Annotated in this window: 16 protein-coding genes and 1 pseudogene; 2 read left to right on the top strand and 15 right to left on the bottom strand. The window is 69.8% G+C overall.

Annotated elements, in window-relative coordinates; translation table 11 throughout:
* The first annotated feature begins 299 nt into the window (after positions 1-299).
* Positions 300-3,440 (top strand): isoleucine--tRNA ligase, encoded by a 3,141-nt coding sequence (ileS, locus tag AB0M51_RS04600; protein ID WP_344201023.1) that lies wholly within the window; start codon positions 300-302, stop codon positions 3,438-3,440.
* A gap of 168 nt (positions 3,441-3,608) precedes the next feature.
* On the opposite strand, the gene AB0M51_RS04595 is transcribed toward ileS, so the two are convergent.
* From AB0M51_RS04595 to AB0M51_RS04570, 6 genes are all read right to left on the bottom strand, one after another.
* On the bottom strand, positions 3,609-4,364 hold the full coding sequence (locus tag AB0M51_RS04595; RefSeq protein ID WP_209699510.1) for a DivIVA domain-containing protein: 756 nt from the start codon (positions 4,362-4,364) through the stop codon (positions 3,609-3,611).
* A 134-nt stretch (positions 4,365-4,498) separates the two neighbouring features.
* A complete protein-coding gene (locus AB0M51_RS04590; RefSeq protein ID WP_325036415.1) occupies positions 4,499-4,804 on the bottom strand; it encodes a YggT family protein in 306 nt (101 codons plus the stop codon).
* Between the two features lie 50 nt (positions 4,805-4,854).
* The gene (sepF, locus tag AB0M51_RS04585; RefSeq protein WP_344201031.1) at positions 4,855-5,409 is read right to left on the bottom strand and encodes a cell division protein SepF; all 555 of its coding nucleotides are present in this window, start codon (positions 5,407-5,409) and stop codon (positions 4,855-4,857) included.
* Between the two features lie 70 nt (positions 5,410-5,479).
* A complete protein-coding gene (locus tag AB0M51_RS04580) occupies positions 5,480-6,190 on the bottom strand; it encodes a YggS family pyridoxal phosphate-dependent enzyme (RefSeq protein WP_344201034.1) in 711 nt (236 codons plus the stop codon).
* A complete protein-coding gene (gene pgeF, locus AB0M51_RS04575) occupies positions 6,187-6,915 on the bottom strand; it encodes a peptidoglycan editing factor PgeF (protein WP_344201036.1) in 729 nt (242 codons plus the stop codon). The genes AB0M51_RS04580 and pgeF overlap by 4 nt, the downstream gene beginning before the upstream one ends.
* Positions 6,916-6,924: 9 nt before the next feature.
* A complete protein-coding gene (locus AB0M51_RS04570) occupies positions 6,925-7,920 on the bottom strand; it encodes a S41 family peptidase (protein ID WP_344201039.1) in 996 nt (331 codons plus the stop codon).
* Between the two features lie 56 nt (positions 7,921-7,976).
* Here AB0M51_RS04570 and AB0M51_RS04565 point away from each other — a divergent pair, with 56 nt between their 5' ends.
* Positions 7,977-8,486: a helix-turn-helix domain-containing protein gene (locus AB0M51_RS04565; RefSeq protein ID WP_344201042.1), complete on the top strand. Its 510-nt coding sequence runs from the start codon at positions 7,977-7,979 to the stop codon at positions 8,484-8,486.
* Between the two features lie 636 nt (positions 8,487-9,122).
* Here the strand turns inward: AB0M51_RS04565 and ftsZ are convergent.
* The 9 genes and pseudogenes from ftsZ to AB0M51_RS04520 all read right to left on the bottom strand — a co-directional run.
* A pseudogene (gene ftsZ, locus AB0M51_RS04560) lies at positions 9,123-10,160 on the bottom strand (cell division protein FtsZ); the annotation flags it as partial.
* Between the two features lie 92 nt (positions 10,161-10,252).
* Positions 10,253-10,993, bottom strand: coding sequence for an FtsQ-type POTRA domain-containing protein (locus tag AB0M51_RS04555; RefSeq protein WP_344201045.1), 741 nt, complete (start codon positions 10,991-10,993; stop codon positions 10,253-10,255).
* 18 nt (positions 10,994-11,011) lie between these two features.
* The gene (gene murC / locus AB0M51_RS04550) at positions 11,012-12,472 is read right to left on the bottom strand and encodes a UDP-N-acetylmuramate--L-alanine ligase (RefSeq protein WP_344201048.1); all 1,461 of its coding nucleotides are present in this window, start codon (positions 12,470-12,472) and stop codon (positions 11,012-11,014) included.
* Entirely contained in the window at positions 12,469-13,557 is a 1,089-nt protein-coding gene (murG, locus tag AB0M51_RS04545) for an undecaprenyldiphospho-muramoylpentapeptide beta-N-acetylglucosaminyltransferase (protein ID WP_344201050.1), read from the bottom strand. The genes murC and murG overlap by 4 nt, the downstream gene beginning before the upstream one ends.
* A 22-nt stretch (positions 13,558-13,579) precedes the next feature.
* A complete protein-coding gene (gene ftsW / locus AB0M51_RS04540) occupies positions 13,580-14,830 on the bottom strand; it encodes a putative lipid II flippase FtsW (protein WP_344201053.1) in 1,251 nt (416 codons plus the stop codon).
* Positions 14,831-14,834: 4 nt separating this feature from the next.
* On the bottom strand, positions 14,835-16,262 hold the full coding sequence (gene murD, locus AB0M51_RS04535; protein WP_344201056.1) for a UDP-N-acetylmuramoyl-L-alanine--D-glutamate ligase: 1,428 nt from the start codon (positions 16,260-16,262) through the stop codon (positions 14,835-14,837).
* Positions 16,259-17,359 carry a phospho-N-acetylmuramoyl-pentapeptide-transferase gene (mraY, locus tag AB0M51_RS04530; RefSeq protein ID WP_344201059.1) on the bottom strand — a complete coding sequence of 367 codons (1,101 nt, stop codon included), beginning with the start codon at positions 17,357-17,359 and terminating at the stop codon, positions 16,259-16,261. The genes murD and mraY overlap by 4 nt, the downstream gene beginning before the upstream one ends.
* Positions 17,356-18,747, bottom strand: coding sequence for a UDP-N-acetylmuramoyl-tripeptide--D-alanyl-D-alanine ligase (gene murF / locus AB0M51_RS04525; protein WP_344201062.1), 1,392 nt, complete (start codon positions 18,745-18,747; stop codon positions 17,356-17,358). Before murF ends, mraY begins: the two co-directional genes overlap by 4 nt.
* Positions 18,744-20,270 carry a UDP-N-acetylmuramoyl-L-alanyl-D-glutamate--2,6-diaminopimelate ligase gene (locus AB0M51_RS04520; protein ID WP_344201065.1) on the bottom strand — a complete coding sequence of 509 codons (1,527 nt, stop codon included), beginning with the start codon at positions 20,268-20,270 and terminating at the stop codon, positions 18,744-18,746. Before AB0M51_RS04520 ends, murF begins: the two co-directional genes overlap by 4 nt.
* Positions 20,271-20,288: the final 18 nt, after the last annotated feature.

The raw sequence follows: 20,288 nt of genomic DNA, 5'->3' as shown, positions 1-20,288 counted from the left end.
CTTACTGCACCACTGTATTTCTCCTGCCCGCCCCACCGCCCCGGTCGCTTTAACGATTCGTAGTCACCTCGTACGAAGCCGTACACTCATAACCGCGAACCGCAAGGCAGTGATGGGGCCATCACCCCGGAGCCGCCGGAAGAACAGTCCGTAGGGACCTATTAGAACCGGCAGCGTGTCGTAAAGGAAGTGGGTGACCGCACTCAGGGTCACCAAGGAGGGTGGTACCGCGCGGTAGCCGGCACAAGACCGGGTACTTCGTCCCTCGTCAGCAGGCAGGACGCGACGAAGGACACAACATGGCGGCAAACACCCCCTGGCGGCAGGTCCCCGCCCAGGTCGACTTCCCGGCGCTCGAGCGGGAGGTGCTCACCCTCTGGGACGAGCACGACACCTTCGCCAAGAGCCTCGAACAGTCCGCCGGCGGTACGCCGTGGACGTTCTACGAAGGCCCGCCGACCGCGAACGGCATGCCCGGCACCCACCACATCGAGGCCCGCGTCTTCAAGGACGTGTTCCCGCGCTACCGGACCATGAAGGGTTTCTGGGTCGAGCGCAAGGCCGGCTGGGACTGCCACGGCCTCCCGGTCGAGGTCGCGGTGGAGAAGGAGCTCGGCTTCAACGGCAAGCCGGACATCGAGGCGTACGGGATCGCCGAGTTCAACGCGAAGTGCCGCGAGTCGGTGCTCCGGCATGTGGACGCGTTCAACGAGCTGACGGTCCGGATGGGCTACTGGGTCGACCTCGAGCACCCGTACAAGACGATGGACCCGGAGTACGTCCAGTCGGTCTGGTGGTCGCTGAAGCAGATCCACGAGAAGGGCCTGCTGGTCGAGGACTACCGGATCACGCCGTACTGCCCGCGCTGCGGCACCGGCCTGTCGGACCACGAGCTCGCCCAGGGCTACGAGACGGTCGTCGACCCGTCGGTCTACGTCCGCTTCCCGCTCACCTCCGGCCCGCTGGCCGGCAAGGCCTCGCTGCTGGTCTGGACGACGACCCCGTGGACCCTGGTGTCGAACACGGCTGTCGCCGTACACCCTGACGTCGAGTACGTCGTCGCCACCGACGGCAACGAGTCGCTCGTGGTGGCCAAGCCGCTGCTGGACCGGCTCGGCGAGGGCTGGACGGTCACCGGCGAGTACGGCGGCCGCGACATGGAGCGGTGGACCTACCAGCGGCCGTTCGAGCTGGTGCCGTTCGACGAGCCCGCGCACTTCGTCGTACTGGCCGAGTACGTGACCACCGAGGACGGTACCGGTCTGGTGCACCAGTCCCCCGCGTTCGGTGCGGACGACCTCGCGGTGGGCCGCGCGTACAACCTGCCGGTGGTGAACCCGGTGGACACGACCGGCCACTTCAACGCCGACGTACCGCTGGTCGGCGGGCAGTTCTTCAAGAAGGCGGACGAGGATCTGGTCGCGGACCTCAAGGCGCGCGGGCTGCTGTTCAAGCACGTCCCGTACGAGCACCCGTACCCGCACTGCTGGCGCTGCCACACCCCGGTGATGTACTACGCGCTGCCGTCCTGGTACATCCGGACCACCCAGGTGAAGGACGCGCTGCTCCGCGAGAACGAGAAGACCAACTGGTACCCGGAGTCGGTGAAGTGGGGCCGGTACGGCGACTGGCTGCGGAACAACATCGACTGGGCCGTCTCGCGCTCCCGCTACTGGGGTACGCCGCTGCCGATCTGGCGCTGCGCCGAGGACCACCAGGTGTGCGTGGGCTCGCTGGCCGAGCTCGGCGAGCTGGCCGGCCGCGACCTGAGCGGCAGCGACCCGCACCGGCCGTACGTCGACGACATCACGTTCGACTGCCCGACCTGCGGTGCCGAGGCGCACCGGGTGCCCGAGGTGATCGACGCCTGGTACGACTCGGGCTCGATGCCGTTCGCGCAGTGGGGCTACCCGTGGGTCGAGGGCTCCGAGGAGAAGTTCGCGCAGACCTACCCGGCCGACTTCATCTCCGAGGCGATCGACCAGACCCGCGGCTGGTTCTACACGCTGATGGCGATCGGCACGCTGGTGTTCGACGAGTCGTCGTACCGGAACGTGGTCTGCCTCGGGCACATCCTGGCCGAGGACGGCCGGAAGATGTCCAAGCACCTCGGCAACATCCTGGAGCCGATCCCGCTGATGGACGACCACAGCGCGGACGCGGTGCGCTGGTTCATGGCCGCCTCCGGGTCGCCGTGGAAGGCGCGCGGCATCGGGCCGAACGTGCTGAACGAGATCACCCGGAAGGTGCTGATCACCTACTGGAACACGGTCGCGTTCCACGCGTTGTACGCCCGGCTCGCCGACTGGTCGCCGACGGACGCACCAGCAGTCGAGGAGCGTTCGGTGCTGGACCGGTGGCTGGTCAGTGAGACGCACCGGCTGGTCCGCGACACGGACGCGGCGTACGCGGACTTCGACACGCAGCGGCTGGGAAGCCTGGTCAACTCGTTCGTCGACGTGCTCTCGAACTGGTACGTCCGCCGTTCCCGCCGCCGGTTCTGGTCCGGCGACACCGGCGCGCTGGCGACGCTGCACGAGACGCTCGAGGTGCTGACCCGGGTGATGGCGCCGCTGATGCCGTTCGTCACCGAGCGGGTCTGGCAGGACGTGTTCCGCCCGGTCACCCCCGGCCTGCCGGAGTCCGTGCACCTGACGAGCTTCCCGACGTACGACGAGACGCTGATCGACGATGTACTGGCGCAGCACGTGTCGATGGCCCGCCGGGTCGTCGAGCTCGGCCGGTCGGCCCGGGCCGAGGCGAAGGTGAAGACCCGGCAGCCGCTGGCCCGGGCGCTGGTCGGATCCGCCGCGATCGCGGACCTGTCCCCCGAACTGCTCCAGGAGATCGCCGACGAGCTGAACGTCGGCACCGTCGCGCCGCTGTCGTCGGCCGGCGCGGACCTGGTCGAGTTCGCTGCCAAGGGCAACTTCCGCGAGCTCGGCAAGCGGTTCGCCAAGCAGACCCCGGTGGTCGCGGCGGCGATCGCGGCGGCGGACGCCGGTGCGCTGGCGGCCGCGCTGAAGGAGTCCGGCACGGCGACCGTGGTGGTCGACGGCGAGGACGTCCAGGTCGGAGCGGCCGAGGTGCTGGTCTCCGAGCGGCCGAAGGAAGGCTGGTCGGTGGTCAACGAACAGGGCGAGACCGTTGCCCTCGACCTCGAGGTGACACCGGAGCTGAAGCAGGCCGGACTGGCCCGCGAGGTGGTCCGCACGCTGCAGGAGGCCCGGAAGAGCGCCGGGCTCGAGGTGTCGGACCGGATCAAGGTCTGGCTCACCTCGACCGACGCCGAACTCTCCGATGCCCTCGGCAAGCACGCGGACGAGATCGCCCGCGAGGTGCTCGCCGTCGAGCTGAACCAGTCGGCCCCGTCCGAGCCGGACGTTGCCGCCGGCACCGAAGAGGACCTGCAACTCAGCTACTGGCTGACCAAGGCCTGACGGTCGTCCACCGGCAGTCGGCTGGGCTCCACCAGCCAACTGCCGGTGGAGGCCGGTCCGGCGCGACGCTGACCTGGAGTCACCGCCGGTGGACCCTGTGTCAGAAGGGTCCGGACATGCAGAAGAGGCGGTGCCGCCGGAAAGCACCGCCTCTTCTCAGAGAGTTACTCAGACGCCGTGGCCGCCGTGCGCCTGGGCGCGGGCCTCGGGACGGAAACCGTTCCGCGGGCTGAGCGTGTCGTCGCCGTTGCCGAGCGCCTTGAGCTGCTCGGTGAAGTACGTCTTCAGGCGGCTGCGGTACTCCCGCTCGTACGCGTGCAGGTCGTCGATGGTGCGCTCGAGCTGACCCTTCTGCTTCTCCAGGGTGCCGAGCATCTGCGCGCGCCGCTCGGCGATCTCGCCGTCGAGCTTCTCGGCGCGGGCGCGGGCCTCACCGGTCATCCGGTCGGCCTTGCCGCGGGCCTCGTTCTCCAGCCGCTCCGCCTTGGCGCGGGCCTCGCCGATGATCTTGTCGGCGGTGTCCTTCGCCTCCTGGACCAGGTCGTCGGAGTGCTTGGTGGCCATCTCCAGCAGCCGCACGGCGGAGCTGGACGCGTCACCGACCGTGCCGGCCGCCGCGGCCGCCCCGGGAGCAGGTGCCACCACCGGCGGCTTCTCCTCGGGCTTCTCGACCACGACCGGGGGCTTCGGCTGCTGCACGACGGGCGGCAGCGCGGCGGTCTGGTCGACCGGCCGCTGCTGGTCCGCGCCGGCGCGCTGGGCCGCCGCGAGCTTGGCCCGCAGCTCCTCGTTCTCGGCGAGAAGTCGCTCGAGCTCGGCTTCCACCTCGTCGAGGAAGGAGTCGACCTCTGTGACGTCGTAGCCCTCCCGTAGTCGGACGGGCGTGAACTGCTTCGAGCGGACGTCATCCGGCGTCAGCGGCATCTTTCACCTCGTTTGTCTGTGTCTTGGCGGAGTCCCCGTGGTCTCGCCTTGGCGACTCAGTAGATCACGTTATCGCTTCGTTGTCTTAGAACGGAATCCGGGCTCTATCTACCCACTCCTCGTGGTCCTCACCCTTACAACGATCGAAGGGCCGTCGAGTTGATGGCCATCGCCACCGAGACGATCACGAACAGCATCAACGTGGACAGATCGATCCGCACACCACCGGCCCCGATCGGCGGCAGGATCCGCCGCAACGGCTTCAGGAACGGGTCGGTGATCGAGTAGATCAGCTCGAACAGCAGCAGCAGCGGCCCCTTCGGGTGCCACTGCGGCGCGAACATCACGATCAGGCCGAGTACGAACCGCGCCACCAGCACCAGGAAGAAGGCGAGCAGCACCCAGTACAGAACGATGAGGACGAGCGCTAGAGCATTCATGTCGACAACGAGTGTAGAAGACGCCGAAAGCAGGATCGCGAACCAGAGCCTCAGCTCTGGTTGTAGAACCCGTCCGCGGCGATCTTCTCCTTCTCCTCGGCGGCCACCGTGACGTTCGGCGGGCAGACCAGGAACACCTTGGTGGTGATCCGCTCGATCGAGCCCCGGCAGCAGAAGATCAGCCCGGCCGCGAAGTCCACGAGCCGCTTCGCGTCGGAGTGATCCATCTCGGTCAGGTTCATGATGACGGGCGTGCCGTCACGGAAGTGCTCACCGATGACGCGCGCTTCGTTGTAGCTGCGCGGGTGCACGGTGGTGATGCGGGCCAACTCGGTAACCTCCGGGGACGGCGCGACCCCGCGCCGGTCTGGGAACTTGCTGACCGTGGCACCGCTCGGCTCCGGACGCTCCTCGCGGTGCTCCCGGGTCTCGCGGCTCTCCCGGCCGGCAGCCACCGGCACGGTTTCCTGGGAGTCCCCGTCGACTGCCTCGTCGAACTCGTCGTCGTCGTACTCGTCGTACGTGTCGTCATAACGGGCGTTGTAGCGCTCCCCGTCCTCGACCAAGCCGAGGTACACACCCATCTTGCGCAGCGCGCCGCTCATGGCCCCTCAGCACCTCGATCCGGTTCGACGACAACAGTGAGTCGGAAGCGAAATCCGCTCGATGTCGACACTAACCCAGTGGAGACCGCGTACCGAGTAATGCGCGCCCGAGCCGAACGTGTGTCGCACCGTGCTTGATCGCAGCCTCCAGATCGCCGGTCATCCCGGCCGAGATCCAGTCCGCACCGGGATGTTCGGACCGTAGCCGGGACGCTACGTCGTGCAGTCCCGCGAAGGCTTTCTCCGGTTCGGCACCGAGTGGCGCGACCGCCATCACACCGCCGAGCTCGAGCCCGTCGGCCGCCGCGATCGCCGCGGCCAGTTCCGGTACGTCGGCGGGCGCTACCCCACCGCGGCTCGCACCGGTCGCGGCGTCCGCGGACCCGAAGGCCGCGAGGCTCACCTGGATCAGGCATCGCACCGACTTCTGCTCGGCGCTCGCGGCCTTCGACAGCGCGCCGACCAGTGACAAGCGGTCGACCGAGTGCACGACCGACGCGTACCGGACCACCGAGCGGGACTTCTTCGACTGCAGCTGCCCGACGAAGTGCCAGTTGAGGTCCGGGCAGTCCGGCGCCTTCTCTTTCAGCTCCTGCTCGCGGTTCTCCCCGACGTCGGTGACCCCGAGATCCGCCAGCGCCCGTACGTCGCTGACTGGGAAGGTTTTGGTGATCGCCACGAGGGTGACCTCGTCCCGCGCCCTCCCGGCCGCCTGACAGGCCTTCTCGATCCGCTCCCGCACCTGCTCGAGGTTGGCCCGCAGCTCGTCCGCGCGGGTCATGCCGAAGCCAGCTTGACGAGGCCCGCCATCCGCCCGCTCTCCGGACCTTCGCGACGGTACGAGTACAGGTTCTCCGACTCGATCGTGCAGGCCGTGGCGTCGATCACCTCGACGTCGAGGTCGGCCAGCTGGGCGCGGACGCCGGCGGCCACGTCCAGCGCGGGCGTCCCCCAGCTCGTCTCGGAGTACGACGCCGGCACCTGCTCGACGACCTCGGCGCGCATCTCGTCGGGTACTTCGTAGCACTTGCCGCACGCGTACGGACCGAGGACCGCGGTGATCCGCCCCGCCCCGAGCGCACGCATCGCGTCGACGGTCGCCGGGACGATGCCGGCGTACATGCCCTTGCGGCCGGAGTGTGCGGCGCCGATCACGCCGTCGGCGGACAGCAGCACCGGAAGACAGTCGGCGGCGCGGACCGCGAGTACGACGTCGGACCGGGTGGTGACCAGACCGTCGGCCTTCGGTGCGGGCGTCACCGGCAGTTCGTCGCCCGGACGGACGACGTGGACGTCGCGGCCGTGCACCTGGTGGAGGACGACCACCTGCTCGGCGGGTACGCCGAACTCGGCGGCGACCAGCCGGAAGTTCGTCCGGACACCGTCGACGTCCGGGCCCGCCGCAGTACCGAGATTCAGCTCGCCGTACGGCGGTTCGCTGGCACCTCCGTACCGATCGGTGAACGCAACCCGGGCGCCGGAAACCGTCTCGTCATAGCCGAACACGCCTGAAGATTACCCAGCAGCGACCCCCGCACCCACCTCGGCGCCCAGCACCGTCCGTGCCTCGTCCGTCACACCGTTCCGCTCCGGGTCCGCCGGCATCCCGAGCACGTGCTCGGCCGCCCGGCGGTACGCCTCGTCGAACGCCTGCTCCGCCGGGACCGCGAGATCGGGAGCGACCCCGGTGCCTTCCCAGTTCGTCCCGGAGACCTGGTTGACGGACCGCGCCACCGGCACCGACGCCTCGAGCTGTTCGTGCAGCTTGAAGCCGCGACGCGGATGCGCACCTCCGGCCGTCCGCTCGCCCACGACGACCCCGCGCTCGAACTGCTGCAGGTTGTAGGCCAGCTCCTCGCCACCCGAGAACGTCGCCGAACTGGTCAGCACCCAGATCGGCTTGGCGCGGTCGTACCGCGGACCCGGCACGTACGCCGGCGTCCAGAACTGCCGCGTCGTCCCGTCCGCCGGGGTGACCAGGTCCTGCAGATGGACCGGCTCGTCGGAGTCGAACAGGAACCCGCACACGAGCGCGACCTGGTCAGGTGATCCGCCGACACAACGGCGCAGGTCGAGGATCAGCGCGTCGGTCGACGCCAGCAGCGAGAGCGCGGCCGTGACCATCGCGGCGGCGTGCTCAGGCGGATACAGCAACGGCCGGATCTCGAGCAGACCGATGTTGCCGTCGAGCCGTTCGACGCGGGCCATCCCGCCGGCGTCGAGCGCGGCCCGGCGCCGCCAGTGCGCCTCCTCGGCCACCGGGTCGGCCTCGTCCGGCAGTCCGTCCCGCCGGAACACGAGCCGTAGATGCTTGTCGCGGTTGCCCTGCTGGAGGTCGGCCGTGACCTGCTCGGCCAGCGCCTCGGGGGTCCGGACGTCGTCGTACGCACCGTCGGCGACCGCGGCGGCCAGCCGGTCCGCGACCTCGGTGCCGACCTCCGGGAAGACGTAGTGCTCGCCGACCAACGCCCCCAGCCGGCCGAGGACGGACCTGATCTCTTCGGTTTCCATGGCAGGAGTAGAGCATCCGCGTTGACAAAGCGTCAAGAATTCTCGACGCTTGATTCATGGCTGAGATCGTCGATCACCTGGAGGTGTCGAGTGCCGCGCAGTTCAAGGCGCTCGGGCACCCGTTGCGGCATCGGTTGCTGTTCGCGCTCGGGCAGGAGGCGGCGACGATCAGCCAGCTGGCGGCCGCACTCGGCACGGCGAAAGGCAACGTGGCCCATCATCTGGGCGTGCTGCGCGACGCCGGGATGGTGCACGTGGCGGAGACCCGGCAGGTGCGCGGCGGGACCGAGCAGTACTACCGGCGCTCCGTCCGGCGGTTCGGCTTCACCGGTGAAGGCGCACGGGCGAACAACACCGTCGCACTCCAGGCGGTCGCTGCCGAGCTGGAGACGGCTGACGACGACCCGCTGTTCACGGTGCGGAACCTGCGGCTGACAGCGGCTCAGGCCGACGAACTGGCCGCGACACTGAGCGACCTGGTCGACGGGTTGGTCGACGCCGGCCCGGACGAGGCGCGGTACGGCGTCGTGGTTTCGGTGTACCGCCCGCGCCGGCCTGGTGGGTGAACCGCGTTACTTGAGGAAGTCGGGGATGTCGAGGTCTTCCTCGGGCTCCTGCTTCTTCGGCTTCGGGGCCTGGGAGGTGGAACCGCCGGTCGCGCTGCTCGGGCCGTTGGTGGGCCAGGAGTGCTGGGTCGACGGCGAAGCGGGCGTGTGCGGGGAGTTCCCGGACTGGACCGTGCGTACTCCGTCGCCTGCTTGCGGGCGGGCGGAGTTCGTGGTGCCGGTGCGGGGCTCCGTCGGGGCCGGGACCGGGACGGTGTCGTCGGCCTGCGGGGTGGACGACGGCGCCGCCTGAGGCTGGCCGGACTGCTGACCCGGGACTCCTTGAGGAGCAGCTGAACCCGGGTGCGCCTGGGTGCCTTGAGCCTGGTTGGCCGGCTGGCCGGCCTGACCAGCACCGCCCTGACCCACGCCAGGCTGACCCGCGCCGGGCTGGCCTGCGGCCGGCTGGCCGCCTGCCTGACCGGCACCTGCCTGGCCGAAGCCGCCCTGACCCGCCTGTCCCCCGCCCTGCTGTCCCCCACCCGGCTGGCCGAAGCCGCCCTGCGGGTTGGCGGGCGGGGGTGGGGTCTGGGTGGGGTTGGAGACCGTCATCGGCTGGGAGTAGTTCTGGTTCGCCGGGCGGGAGGACTGCGGCCGGGCCTGGTTCATGGCCTGTTCGCGGCGCTTCGGCATCCCGCCGTCGAAGCCGGCCGCGATCACGGTGACCCGCACCTCGTCGCCGAGCGCGTCGTCGATCACCGCGCCGAAGATGATGTTCGCGTCCGAGTGCGCGGACTCCGACACCAGTTGCGCGGCCTCGTTGATCTCGAACAGGCCCAGGTCGGAGCCGCCCGCGATCGACAGCAGCACACCGTGCGCACCCTCGATGCTTGCCTCCAGCAACGGAGACGAGATGGCTGCCTCGGCGGCCGCGACCGCGCGGTCCTCGCCGCGGGACGAGCCGATGCCCATCAGCGCGGAGCCGGCGTTCGACATGACCGCCTTGACGTCCGCGAAGTCCACGTTGATCAGACCCGGGGTGGTGATCAGGTCGGTGATGCCGGAAACACCCTGCAGCAGCACCTGGTCGGCCTGCTTGAACGCGTCCAGCACGGACACCGCGCGGTCCGAGATGGTCAGCAGCCGGTCGTTCGGGATGACGATCAGCGTGTCCACCTCCTCGCGGAGGGTGGCGATGCCGTCCTCGGCCTGGGTGGCGCGGCGCTTGCCCTCGAACGAGAACGGCCGGGTCACCACACCGATGGTCAGCGCGCCCAGCGACCGGGCGATCCGCGCCACCACGGGCGCGCCGCCGGTGCCGGTGCCGCCGCCCTCACCGGCGGTGACGAAGACCATGTCGGCGCCCTTGAGCGCCTCCTCGATCTCCTCGGCGTGGTCCTCCGCGGCCTTCTGCCCGATCGCCGGGTTCGCCCCGGCGCCGAGGCCGCGGGTCTCCTCCCGGCCGATGTCGAGCTTGACGTCCGCGTCGCTCATCAGCAACGCCTGGGCGTCGGTGTTGATGGCGATGAACTCAACGCCCTTCAGACCGTGCTCGATCATCCGGTTGACGGCGTTCACGCCGCCTCCGCCGATGCCGACGACCTTGATGAGTGCCAGGTAGTTCTGCGGTGCCGCCACGTCCGCGCCTCTCGCCTCGTTCGTTTCCCGTTGTCCAGCGAAAAGACTGAACCTCAAGTGGATGCTTAGACTTATGTCAACTTTAGATTACGCGGAACGCTACGGGACGCTTCCCGCCAAAGTCCACGCGCCTCGCCGCGAGATGCCCGTCACCGTTTTTCCCCTTTGGTGACAGGGAGATCGGGCGCCGAGACGTCGTACACCTTCGCGTCCCGCTTCATCAGTACGCTGAGTACCTCGGCCTTGCGCGCACTGTCATCGGAACTACCCCAAACGACCTTGACCCCGGAGCCGAGGTTCAGCGTGATCGAGTCCGGCGACGTCGCCGTGATCGATCCCACCTGTGTCCGCAGCGATTCCGGGAGGGCCGCCGAGACCGTCACCACCGAGTGCACGGTGACGTCCCGCCGGACACCGGTGACCTTCGCCTCCGGCAGACCGGCCGGCCGGTCCGGCACCGTCCGGTACGACGTCCCCGTGGCGTCCACCAGTTCGTACCGCGAACCGTCGGTGACCACCACGACCGGGACCCGTTCGGTGACCACGATCACGATCTTCCGCGGCCACGCCCGGGTCACCTGGGCGTCCGCGACCGCCGGGATGGTCCGCACCCGGTCCGCGATCGCCCGCAGGTCCACCTTCGCCAGCGGGGTACCGATCGGGGCCGCCGCGGTCTGCTCGATCGTTGCCACCGGCACCGTGTCGGCACCGCTGATCCGGACCCCGGAGACCGCGAACGCGGAGGAGAAGTAGAACAGCCAGACGATCAGGCCGGCCAGCGCGACCAGCCCGCCGCCGATGGCCCAGGGCAACCAGCTGCGCCACCGCACGAGCCGTTGCCGGCGCGCGAACCGCTGCTGTGCCCGAGCCAGATCGACGCTCTGGCTCATCCGACGTACCTCACGCTTTTACTTCACCACAGGCGCGACGGCCTCCGGCGCAGGCTCGCGGGTGGCGGCGCGTTCGGCCAGCAGACCAACGACTTCCGGGCCGATCAGCGTCACGTCGCCGGCCCCGAGCGTGACCACCAGGTCGCCCGGCTCGGCGAGGTCCGCGACCAGCTGCGGCACGGCGGACCAGGACGGCTCGAACCGGACCTGGTCCGGCTTCAGCGGCACGTGGTTCGCGATCAGGGCCCCGGTGACGCCGGGCTCGGGGTCCTCGCGGGCCGCGAAGACGTCCATCACCACGACCTCGTCGGCCAGCGCCAGCGCCTCGGAGAACTCGGTCGCGAAGATCCGCGTCCGGCTGAACAGGTGCGGCTGGAAGCACGCGATCACGCGCCCCTGCCCCGCCACCTGGCGGGCCGCGGTCAGGTCGGCGGTCAGCTCGGTCGGGTGGTGCGCGTACGAGTCGAACACCCGGACGCCGTCCTCGAGCCCCTTGAACTCGAACCGTCGTCCGGTCCCGGTGAAGGCGGCCAACCCTTCCGCGAGGTCGGCCGCGGAGAACCCGAGCCCGAGACCCGCGCTGAGCGCGGCGGACGCGTTCAGCGCGTTGTGCCTGCCTGCCTGCTGCAGGTTCACCACCGGCAGCTTCCGCCCGTGGTACACCGGCACGAACGACTGCGTCGCCCCGGTCGCCGTGAGCTCGGTCACCCGCAGGTCCGCGTCCTCGGACTCGCCGTACGTCCGGACGTCGATCCCCAGGTCCCGCGCGTACGCCGCCAACTGCCGGGCGCCGGCGTCGTCCTGGCAGATCACCATGAACCCGCCGGGCAGCACCCGGGCGCAGAACTCCTCGAACGCCTTGCGATAGCTGGCCTCGTCGCCGTAGTTGTCCAGGTGGTCGGGCTCCACCGACGTGACGATCGACACCTCGGGCGAGTACGTCAGGAACGACTTGTCCGACTCGTCGGCCTCGGCGACGAACAGGTCGCCGTTGCCGTCGTGGGCGTTCGACCCGGACTCGTTCAGGTTCCCGCCGATCGCGTACGACGGGTCGGCGCCGCAGTGCTGCAGCGCGACCGTGATCATCGACGTGGTGGTGGTCTTGCCGTGCGTGCCGGCGACCGCGATCGTCCGGCGGCCGACCATCACCGAGGCCAGTGCGGCGGCCCGCGGCAGGATCGGGATCCCGGCCGCGCGGGCGGCGACCACCTCGGGGTTGGTCTCGCGGATCGCGGTGGAGACCACCACGGTGTCCACCGCGGCCACGTGCCCGGCCTCGTGCCCGACCCAGCAGGTCGCGCCGAGTGCCCGGAGCGCGGCCAGCACCTTGCCGTCCTTGGCGTCCGAGCCGGACACCTCGATCCCGCGGGACGCCATGATCCGGGCGATCCCGGACATGCCGGCGCCGCCGATGCCTACGAAGTGCACCCTGCCCAGCTTCTCGGCCGGTAACAGCGTGTCAGGAGCGGTGACGATCACGACGCAGACCTCACCACATCGAGGATGATCCGCGCCAATCGGTCGTCGGCGTCGGTCCGGATGACACCGGTCGCAGCTGTGGACATGGCTGTCAGACGCTCGCGGTCGAGCAGAAGTTGCGGCACGTTCGCGCGCACCCAGTCGACGGTCAGGTCGGCGTTGTCGATCAGTACGCCGCCCCCGACGTCGACGACCGGCTTCGCGTTCAGCCGCTGCTCACCGTTACCGATCGGCAGCGGGACGTAGATCGCCGGCAGGCCGACGCCGGACACCTCGGTCACCGTGTTCGCGCCGGAACGGCAGACCACCAGGTCGGCGGCGGCGTACGCCAGGTCCATCCGGTCGACGTAGTTCAGCACGACATACGGGTACCCACCGGTCTGCGGCACCTCGAGGGTGTTCTTCGGGCCGATGGCGTGCAGCACCTGGATACCGGCCGCGGCCAGATCGGCGGCGGCACCCGAGACCGACTCGTTGATCCGCTGCGCACCCTGCGAGCCGCCGGTCACGAACAGCGTCGGCGCGTCCGGGTGCAGCCCGAAGAACTGCCGGGCCTCGGCGCGCAGGGCGGCCCGGTCCAGGGTCGAGATCGCCCGCCGGATCGGCAGCCCGACGTACTCCGCGTGCGGCAGCTCGGTGCCCGGGAACGAGGTCTTCACGTTCTCGGTGCAGTACTTGGCGGCGAACTTGTTCGCGATGCCCGGCACCGCGTTGCCCTCGTGCACGACGATCGGGGTCTTCCGCCGCCAGGCGGCGACGTACGCCGGTGTGGACACGTAGCCGCCGAAGCCGACCAGGACGTCCGCCTTGGCCTCGTCGAGCGCCTTCCGGGCGGCGCTCACCGAGGCGAGCATCTTGCCCGGTACGGCGAACAGCGCGGGCGTGGGTTTCCGGGGCAGCGGCACCGGCGGGATCAGCTCCAGCCGGTACCCGGCCTCGGGCACCACCCGGGTCTCCAGGCCGCGCTCGGTTCCGAGGGCCAGGATCTCGATGGTCGGGTCGATCCGGCGCAGAGCGTCCGCCGTGGCGATCAGGGGTGAGGTGTGGCCGGCGCTACCGCCGCCGGCCAGAACGATGCTGGGCACAGCTTTCAACGCTCCCGCGGTTTCATTTGTACGTTCGCCGCGAAGGCAACCAGCCGAAACGAGGACGCCGGGTCTCTTTCAGGGCGGCCTGCGCGCCGGGCTCGGCCTTCGCGAAGGACAGCAGCATGCCGATCGCGATCAGCGTCGGCAGCAGTGCGGAACCACCGTACGACAAAAGCGGGAGCGGGATACCCACGATGGGTAGCAGCCCGATCACCGCGCCGAGGTTGACCACGGTCTGCGCCATGATCCAGACCGTGATCCCGGCGGCCGCGTAACGGACGAACGGCTGGGTGTTCCGGGTCGCGATCCGGACGCCGGCGTAGGCCAGCAGCAGGAACAGCGCGAGCACGGTCAGCGAACCGACCAGGCCGAGCTCCTCACCGATCACCGAGAAGATGAAGTCGGTGTGCGCCTCGGGCAGGTTGCCCCACTTCTGCCGGCTGTTGCCGATCCCGACGCCCCACCAGCCGCCGGTCGAGAGCGCGTAGAACGAGTGGTACGCCTGCCAGCCGACGCCGGACGGGTCGCCGAACGGGTCCAGGAACGACGTCACGCGCTGCATCCGGTACTTCTCCGCGTTGACGAAGTACGTCGCCACCAGCCCGACCACGCCGATCGTCGCGACGAACAGCCGGGTGGGTGCGCCGACCACCCAGATCATGCCGATCATCACGGCCATCAGGACCAGCGCCGTACCGAGGTCGTGCTGGCCGACCACCAGTGCGATCACCAGGCCGCAGACCGGGACCATCGGGACCAGCAGGTGCTTCCACTGGGTGAGCAGCTTCTCCTTGCGGGCGTACAGGTCCGCACACCACATCACCATCGCGAGCTTCGCGAACTCGCTCGGCTGGATCTGCAGCGGCCCGCCGAGGCGCAGCCAGTTCGTGTTGCCGTTCACGCCGACGCCGAGGCCCGGGATGAACGTCAGCACCAGCAGGAACGTCGAGCCGAGCAGCGCGACGTACGCGAGCATCCGGAAGTGCCGCGGCGTCATCCGGGAGGCGACGTACGCCATCGGGAGGCCGACGACGACCCAGATCAGCTGCCGGACGAAGATCGTGTAGCTGCTCCCGTACGCACGGAACGACAGCACGCTGGACGCCGACAGCACCATCATCAGCCCGAGCACCAGCAGCAACCCGGTCGCCCCGAGCACGATGTGGTACGACGTCAGCGGCCGGTCCAGCACGTCCCGGATCGCGGCGAGCCACGGCCGTTCGGTGCCGTCCTGCTTCTTCTGATCCGGCTGATCCGCGACCGACGTCACACGATCACCCCAGTCGGCGTACGGCTTCGGCGAAGGCGTCGCCGCGGGCTCCGTAGTTGGCGAACATGTCCCACGAAGCGCAGCCGGGGGCGAGCAGCACGGTGTCACCCACCTGTGCGAGCTTCGCCGCCTCCCCCACCACGATCTCCATGGCTCCAGTGTCCGTTGACTCGACGACGATCCTCGGGACATCCGGTGCGTGTCGCTCGAGAGCTTCGGCGATCACGGCCTTGTCCTGGCCCAGCAGGACGACAGCACGCAAACGTTCGCGTGCGGCGATCACCAGGTCGTCGAACGTGGCGCCCTTGGCCTGGCCGCCGGCGATCCAGACGACATGCTCGTACGCGAGCAGCGACGCCTGCGCGGCATGCGGGTTGGTCGCCTTCGAGTCGTCGACATAGTTGACTCCGGCAACGTCCGCGACGTGCGCGATCCGGTGCTTGTCCGGGTGGAACCCGCGCAGCGCGTCGCGCACCGCGGTCGCCGGTACACCGAAGGAACGGGCGAGTGCGGCCGCGGCCAGCGCGTTCGCGACGTTGTGCGGCGCCGGCGGGTTCACGTCGTTGATCGTGGCCAGCTCGAGCGCGGACGTCGACCGCTGCTCGATGAACGCCCGGTCGACGAGCAGGTCGTCGACGATCCCGAGCATCGACAGTCCCGGCGTACCGAGGGTGAAGCCGATCGCGCGGCAGCCCTCGATCACGTCGGCCTCTTCGACGAGGTGCTCGGTGGCCGGGTCCGCGACGTTGTACACGCACGCGACCTGGCAGTTCTCGAAGATCCGGCCCTTGTCCGCGGCGTACGCCTCGAGCGAGCCGTGCCAGTCCACGTGGTCCGGGGCGATGTTCAGCACGGCGGCCGAGTGCGCCGACATCGAGTGCGTGAAGTGCAGCTGGTACGACGACAGCTCGACCGCGATCACGTCGTACGGCTCGGGGTCCATGACGGCTTCCAGCAGCGGCAGGCCGACGTTGCCCGCGGCAACTGCCCGGTGGCCGGCCGCCTGCAGCATCGCGGTCAGCATCTGCACGGTCGTGGTCTTGCCGTTGGTCCCGGTGATGCACAGCCAGGGCGCGGCGTTCGCCGGGTCCCGGAGCCGCCAGGCGAGCTCGATCTCGCTCCAGATCGGTACGTCGCGCTCGGCCGCTTGCGCGAGCAGCGGGGCGTGCGGCGGTACGCCGGGAGACGTGACGACGACGTCGACGTCCTTCGGCAACTCCTGCGTACTGCCCGGGCCGAGCGTGATCGTGGCGCCGAGCGTCTCCAGGATCTGCGCCTTCTCGCGCAGCGCCTCGGTGTCCCGGTCGTCCAGTACGACGAGGTGCTCCGCGCCGGCCTGCAGCAGCGAGTCCGCGCAGGCGTAGCCCGCGGTACCGAAGCCGAGCACGACGAACCGCGTCGTCGCCCAGCCTTCGTCAGTACGCGTCTTCATCCGGTCACCCACTCCGCGTAGAAGATCCCCAGGCCGATCACCACGCACAGGCCCTGGATGATCCAGAAGCGGATCACCACGTTGACCTGTTCCCAGCCGAGCATCTCGAAGTGGTGATGCAGTGGTGCGATCAGGAACAGCCGTTTGCCGACACCGGTCGCCTGTTTGGTGATCTTGAAGTAGCCGACCTGCAGGATCACCGACGCGGTGATGACGACGAACAGGCCGCCGAGCACCAGCACCAGCAGCTCGGTGCGGGTCATCACGGCCATGCCCGCGAGCGCGCCGCCCAGCGACAACGAACCGGTGTCGCCCATGAAGATCTTCGCCGGCGACGCGTTCCACCACAAGAAGCCGAACAGTGCCCCGGTGAGACAGGCCGCCACGACCGCGAGGTCCCGTGGATCCCGGACCTCGTAACACTTGGCGCCGACGCCGCGCTCGGTCGCGCAGCTCTGGTTGAACTGCCAGATGCAGATCAGCGTGTAGGCACCGAACACCATCATCGACGCCCCGGTCGCCAGACCGTCCAGGCCGTCAGCCAGGTTCACGCCGTTGGACATACCCGCGATCAGCAGCAGGATCCAGATGATCACCAGGATGGCCGGCAACTCCAGCCAGCCGATGTCCCGGATGAACGAGATGAACGGCGACGCCGGCCGCTGCCCGCGGTCATCGGGGAACTGCAGCGCGAGCACCGCGAAGATCACCGCGACCAGGGTCTGTCCGGCCAGTTTCGCCTTGCTGCGCAGGCCGAGGCTGCGCTGCCGGAAGATCTTGATGAAGTCGTCCAGGAAGCCGACCGCGCCCATGCCCGCGAACAGGAACAGCACCAGCAACGCGGAGGCGGTCGGCCCGCTGCCGGCGCCGGTGGTGAGCATCACGAACAGCTTCGCGCTGAAGTACCCGACGATGGTGGCCGCGATGAACACCGTGCCGCCCATGGTCGGCGTACCGCGTTTGATCATGTGCGACTTCAGGCCGTCGTCGCGGATCTCCTGGCCGTAGCCGCGCTTGGCCAGCCACTTGATCGCCCAGCGGGTACCGACCAGGGTCAGCACCATCGAGACGGCGCCGCCGAACAGGATCGAGATCACTGCTGTGCCTCCACCAGGGCGTCCGCGAGGCTGCGGAGTTTGGCCGCCTTCGAGGACTTCACCAGTACGACGTCACCCGCGCGCAGCTCTTCGCGCAACAACTCCAGTGCCTCCGGAATGGTCTCGACGAACACGGACTCGTTGCCCCACGAGCCTTCCAGCGAGGCACCGAGGTGCATCGGTTTCGCGCCCGCGCCGACCACGACCAGCCGGTTCACGTCCAGCCGGACGGCCAGCCGGCCGATCGCGTCGTGCTCGGCGCCCGAGGTGTCCCCGAGCTCGAGCATCTCGCCGAGCACCGCCCAGGTCCGCGCGCCCCGGGACCGGCCGATCGCGACCAGCGACTTGAGCGCGGCGCGGGTCGAGTCCGGGTTCGCGTTGAACGCGTCGTTGATGATCGTCACGCCGTCGGCCCGCTCGGTCAGCTCCATCCGCGCGGCGGACACCCGCTGCGCGGATCCCAGCCCGTCGGCGATCTGCTCCGGGGTCAGCCCGACCGCCAGCGCGACCCCGGCCGCGGCGAGCGCGTTCGAGACGTTGTGCTCGCCGATCAGCTGCAGCTGCACGACACCGGCGAAGTCACCGATGTGCAGCGTGAACGCCGGGCGGCCCTCGCCGTCGACCTTCACGTCGGTGGCGCGGACGTCCGCCTCGGGCGCCTCGCCGAAGGTCAGCACCTTCTGCTGCGTCCGGCTCCGCATCGCGGCCACCCGGTGGTCGTCGGCGTTCAGGACTGCCGTGCCGCCCGGCTTCACCGCCTCGATCAGCTCGCCCTTGGCGATCGCGATGTTGTCCTGGGACCCGAACTCGCCGATGTGCGACGTACCGACGTTCAGCACCAGGCCGACCGCCGGCGGCGTGATGCCGGACAGATAGGTGATGTCGCCGGTGTGCCGGGCACCCATCTCCGCGACCAGGTACTTCGTGGCCGGCGTCGCCTGCAGCGCGGTCAACGGGTGGCCGAGCTCGTTGTTGAAGGAGCCCTCCGGGCACACCGTCTCGCCGTACGGCCGGATCAGCTGGCCGATCAGGTCCTTGGTGCTGGTCTTGCCGGTCGACCCGGTCAGCCCGATCACGGTCAGGTCCGGCAGCCGGCCGATCACCAGCCGGGCCAGGTCGCCGAGCGCGCGCTCCGCGTCGTCGACGACGATGCACGGGCTGCTCTCCACCGGCCGGGTGGTGAGGGACGCCGTGACGCCGGCCGCTGTCGCCGTACCGACGAAGTCGTGACCGTCGACGCGTTCGCCGGGCAACGCGACGAAAAGCCCGCCCGGACCGGCCTCCCGCGAGTCGATGACTACCGCACCGTCGACGACGGCTGCCGGGTCGGCCCCCAGCAGCTCACCGCGGACGACGTCGGCGATCTCGCCGCAACTGACAGGGATCACCGATCTGCCTCCAACAGCTCACGCACGGTTTCGCGGTCGTCGAACGGGTGGATCACGCCGCCGACGTCCTGGCCTGTCTCATGGCCCTTCCCGAGAACGATCACGGTGTCACCCGGGCCGGCCAGCCGGATCGCGGACGCGATCGCCTGCCGGCGGTCACCGATCTCGTGCAGGTCCACGTCCGGTACGGCGTCGCGGGCGCCCGCGATCGCGGCGGCCCGGATCGCGGCCGGGTCCTCGCTGCGCGGGTTGTCGTCGGTGACGATCACCACGTCCGCCGCTTTCGCCGCCTCGGCGCCCATCGCGGGCCGCTTCCACGGGTCCCGGTCGCCGCCGCAGCCGACCACCGCGAACAGCCGGCCCTTGGTCGCGCCACGAGCAGCTCTCAGCGCCAGCGCGACCGCGTCCGGCGTGTGCGCGTAGTCCACGATCACCGACAGCCCGTCCTCACGGGTGAACGTCTCCATCCGGCCCGGCACGGTCGCGGTCCGCAGCCCGGCCGCGATCGCCTCGGCGGGAACGTCGAGCTGCCGCAGCATCGCGGTCGCGAGCAGCGCGTTCGCCACGTTGAAGTCGCCCGGCAGCCCGATCTCGACCGTCAGCGTCTCCCCCGGCCCCTGGATGTCGAGCACGGTGGTCCCGTGCTCCGAGCGGTGCCGGTGCGTGACGGTCCAGTCCGCGTCGCCGTTCACCGACACGGTGACCAGCGGTACGACGGTCTGCGCGGCCAGTCGGCGCCCGTACTCGTCGTCGATCGTCACCACCGCGACATCACAGCGCTCCGGGGTGAACAACGAGGCCTTCGCCTGGAAGTAGTCCTCGAACGTCTTGTGGAAGTCCAGGTGGTCCTGCGTCAGGTTCAGGAACCCCGCGACCGCGAACCGGGCGCCGTCCACCCGGCCCAGCGCCAGCGCGTGGCTGGACACCTCCATCGCGCACCACTCGACGGCCCGCTCGCGCATCACCGCGAACAGCGCCTGCAGGTCGGTCGCCTCCGGAGTGGTCCGGACGCTCTTCACGACCTCGTCGCCGATCCGCGTCTGGATCGTCCCGATCAGCGCTGTCGGGCCGAGCTGCCGCAGTACCGAATCGAGCAGGAAGCTCGTGGTGGTCTTGCCGTTGGTGCCGGTCACCCCGATCAGCCGGAGCTCGCTCGTCGGCTCACCGTAGATGCGGGAGGCGACCGCACCGAGCACACTGCGCGGGCGGTCGGCGACCAGCACCGGAAGCCCGGTGGCCGCGGCGCGCTCGGCGCCGGACGGGTCGGTCAGTACGGCGACGGCGCCCGCCTGCTGGGCTCTCGCGACGAACTCCGCACCGTGCGTGACCGCACCGGGCAGCGCGGCGTACAGGTCGCCGGGAAGGATGGAACGCGAGTCGAGGGATACGCCGGTCACGCTCACCGGCGGCGTTGCCGGGAGCTGAGTGTGGGCGACGTTCGCGAGGTCGGCGAGGCTCACCGGCACGACGTGCCGGGGCCTGATCGCTGCGACCGCGCCGCCTGCGGCGGTAGGGGTGGACACGGGCCCTGAGGCTACCGC

Source organism: Kribbella sp. NPDC051137 (genome assembly GCF_040682535.1).
Lineage (GTDB): Bacteria > Actinomycetota > Actinomycetes > Propionibacteriales > Kribbellaceae > Kribbella > Kribbella karoonensis.
This window is presented reverse-complemented; position numbering and strand designations above follow the sequence as displayed.

Excerpts from the sequence above, each read along its gene's own strand:
- AB0M51_RS04565 (WP_344201042.1), top strand. The coding sequence starts at position 7,977 with ATGGCTGAGATCGTCGATCACCTGGAGGTGTCGAGTGCCGCGCAGTTC.
- AB0M51_RS04590 (WP_325036415.1), bottom strand. The coding sequence starts at position 4,804 with ATGAATGCTCTAGCGCTCGTCCTCATCGTTCTGTACTGGGTGCTGCTC.
- AB0M51_RS04570 (WP_344201039.1), bottom strand. The coding sequence starts at position 7,920 with ATGGAAACCGAAGAGATCAGGTCCGTCCTCGGCCGGCTGGGGGCGTTG.
- murD (WP_344201056.1), bottom strand. The coding sequence starts at position 16,262 with ATGAAGACGCGTACTGACGAAGGCTGGGCGACGACGCGGTTCGTCGTG.
- AB0M51_RS04595 (WP_209699510.1), bottom strand. The coding sequence starts at position 4,364 with ATGCCGCTGACGCCGGATGACGTCCGCTCGAAGCAGTTCACGCCCGTC.
- sepF (WP_344201031.1), bottom strand. The coding sequence starts at position 5,409 with ATGAGCGGCGCGCTGCGCAAGATGGGTGTGTACCTCGGCTTGGTCGAG.
- ileS (WP_344201023.1), top strand. The coding sequence starts at position 300 with ATGGCGGCAAACACCCCCTGGCGGCAGGTCCCCGCCCAGGTCGACTTC.
- AB0M51_RS04555 (WP_344201045.1), bottom strand. The coding sequence starts at position 10,993 with ATGAGCCAGAGCGTCGATCTGGCTCGGGCACAGCAGCGGTTCGCGCGC.
- AB0M51_RS04580 (WP_344201034.1), bottom strand. The coding sequence starts at position 6,190 with ATGACCCGCGCGGACGAGCTGCGGGCCAACCTCGAGCAGGTGCGGGAG.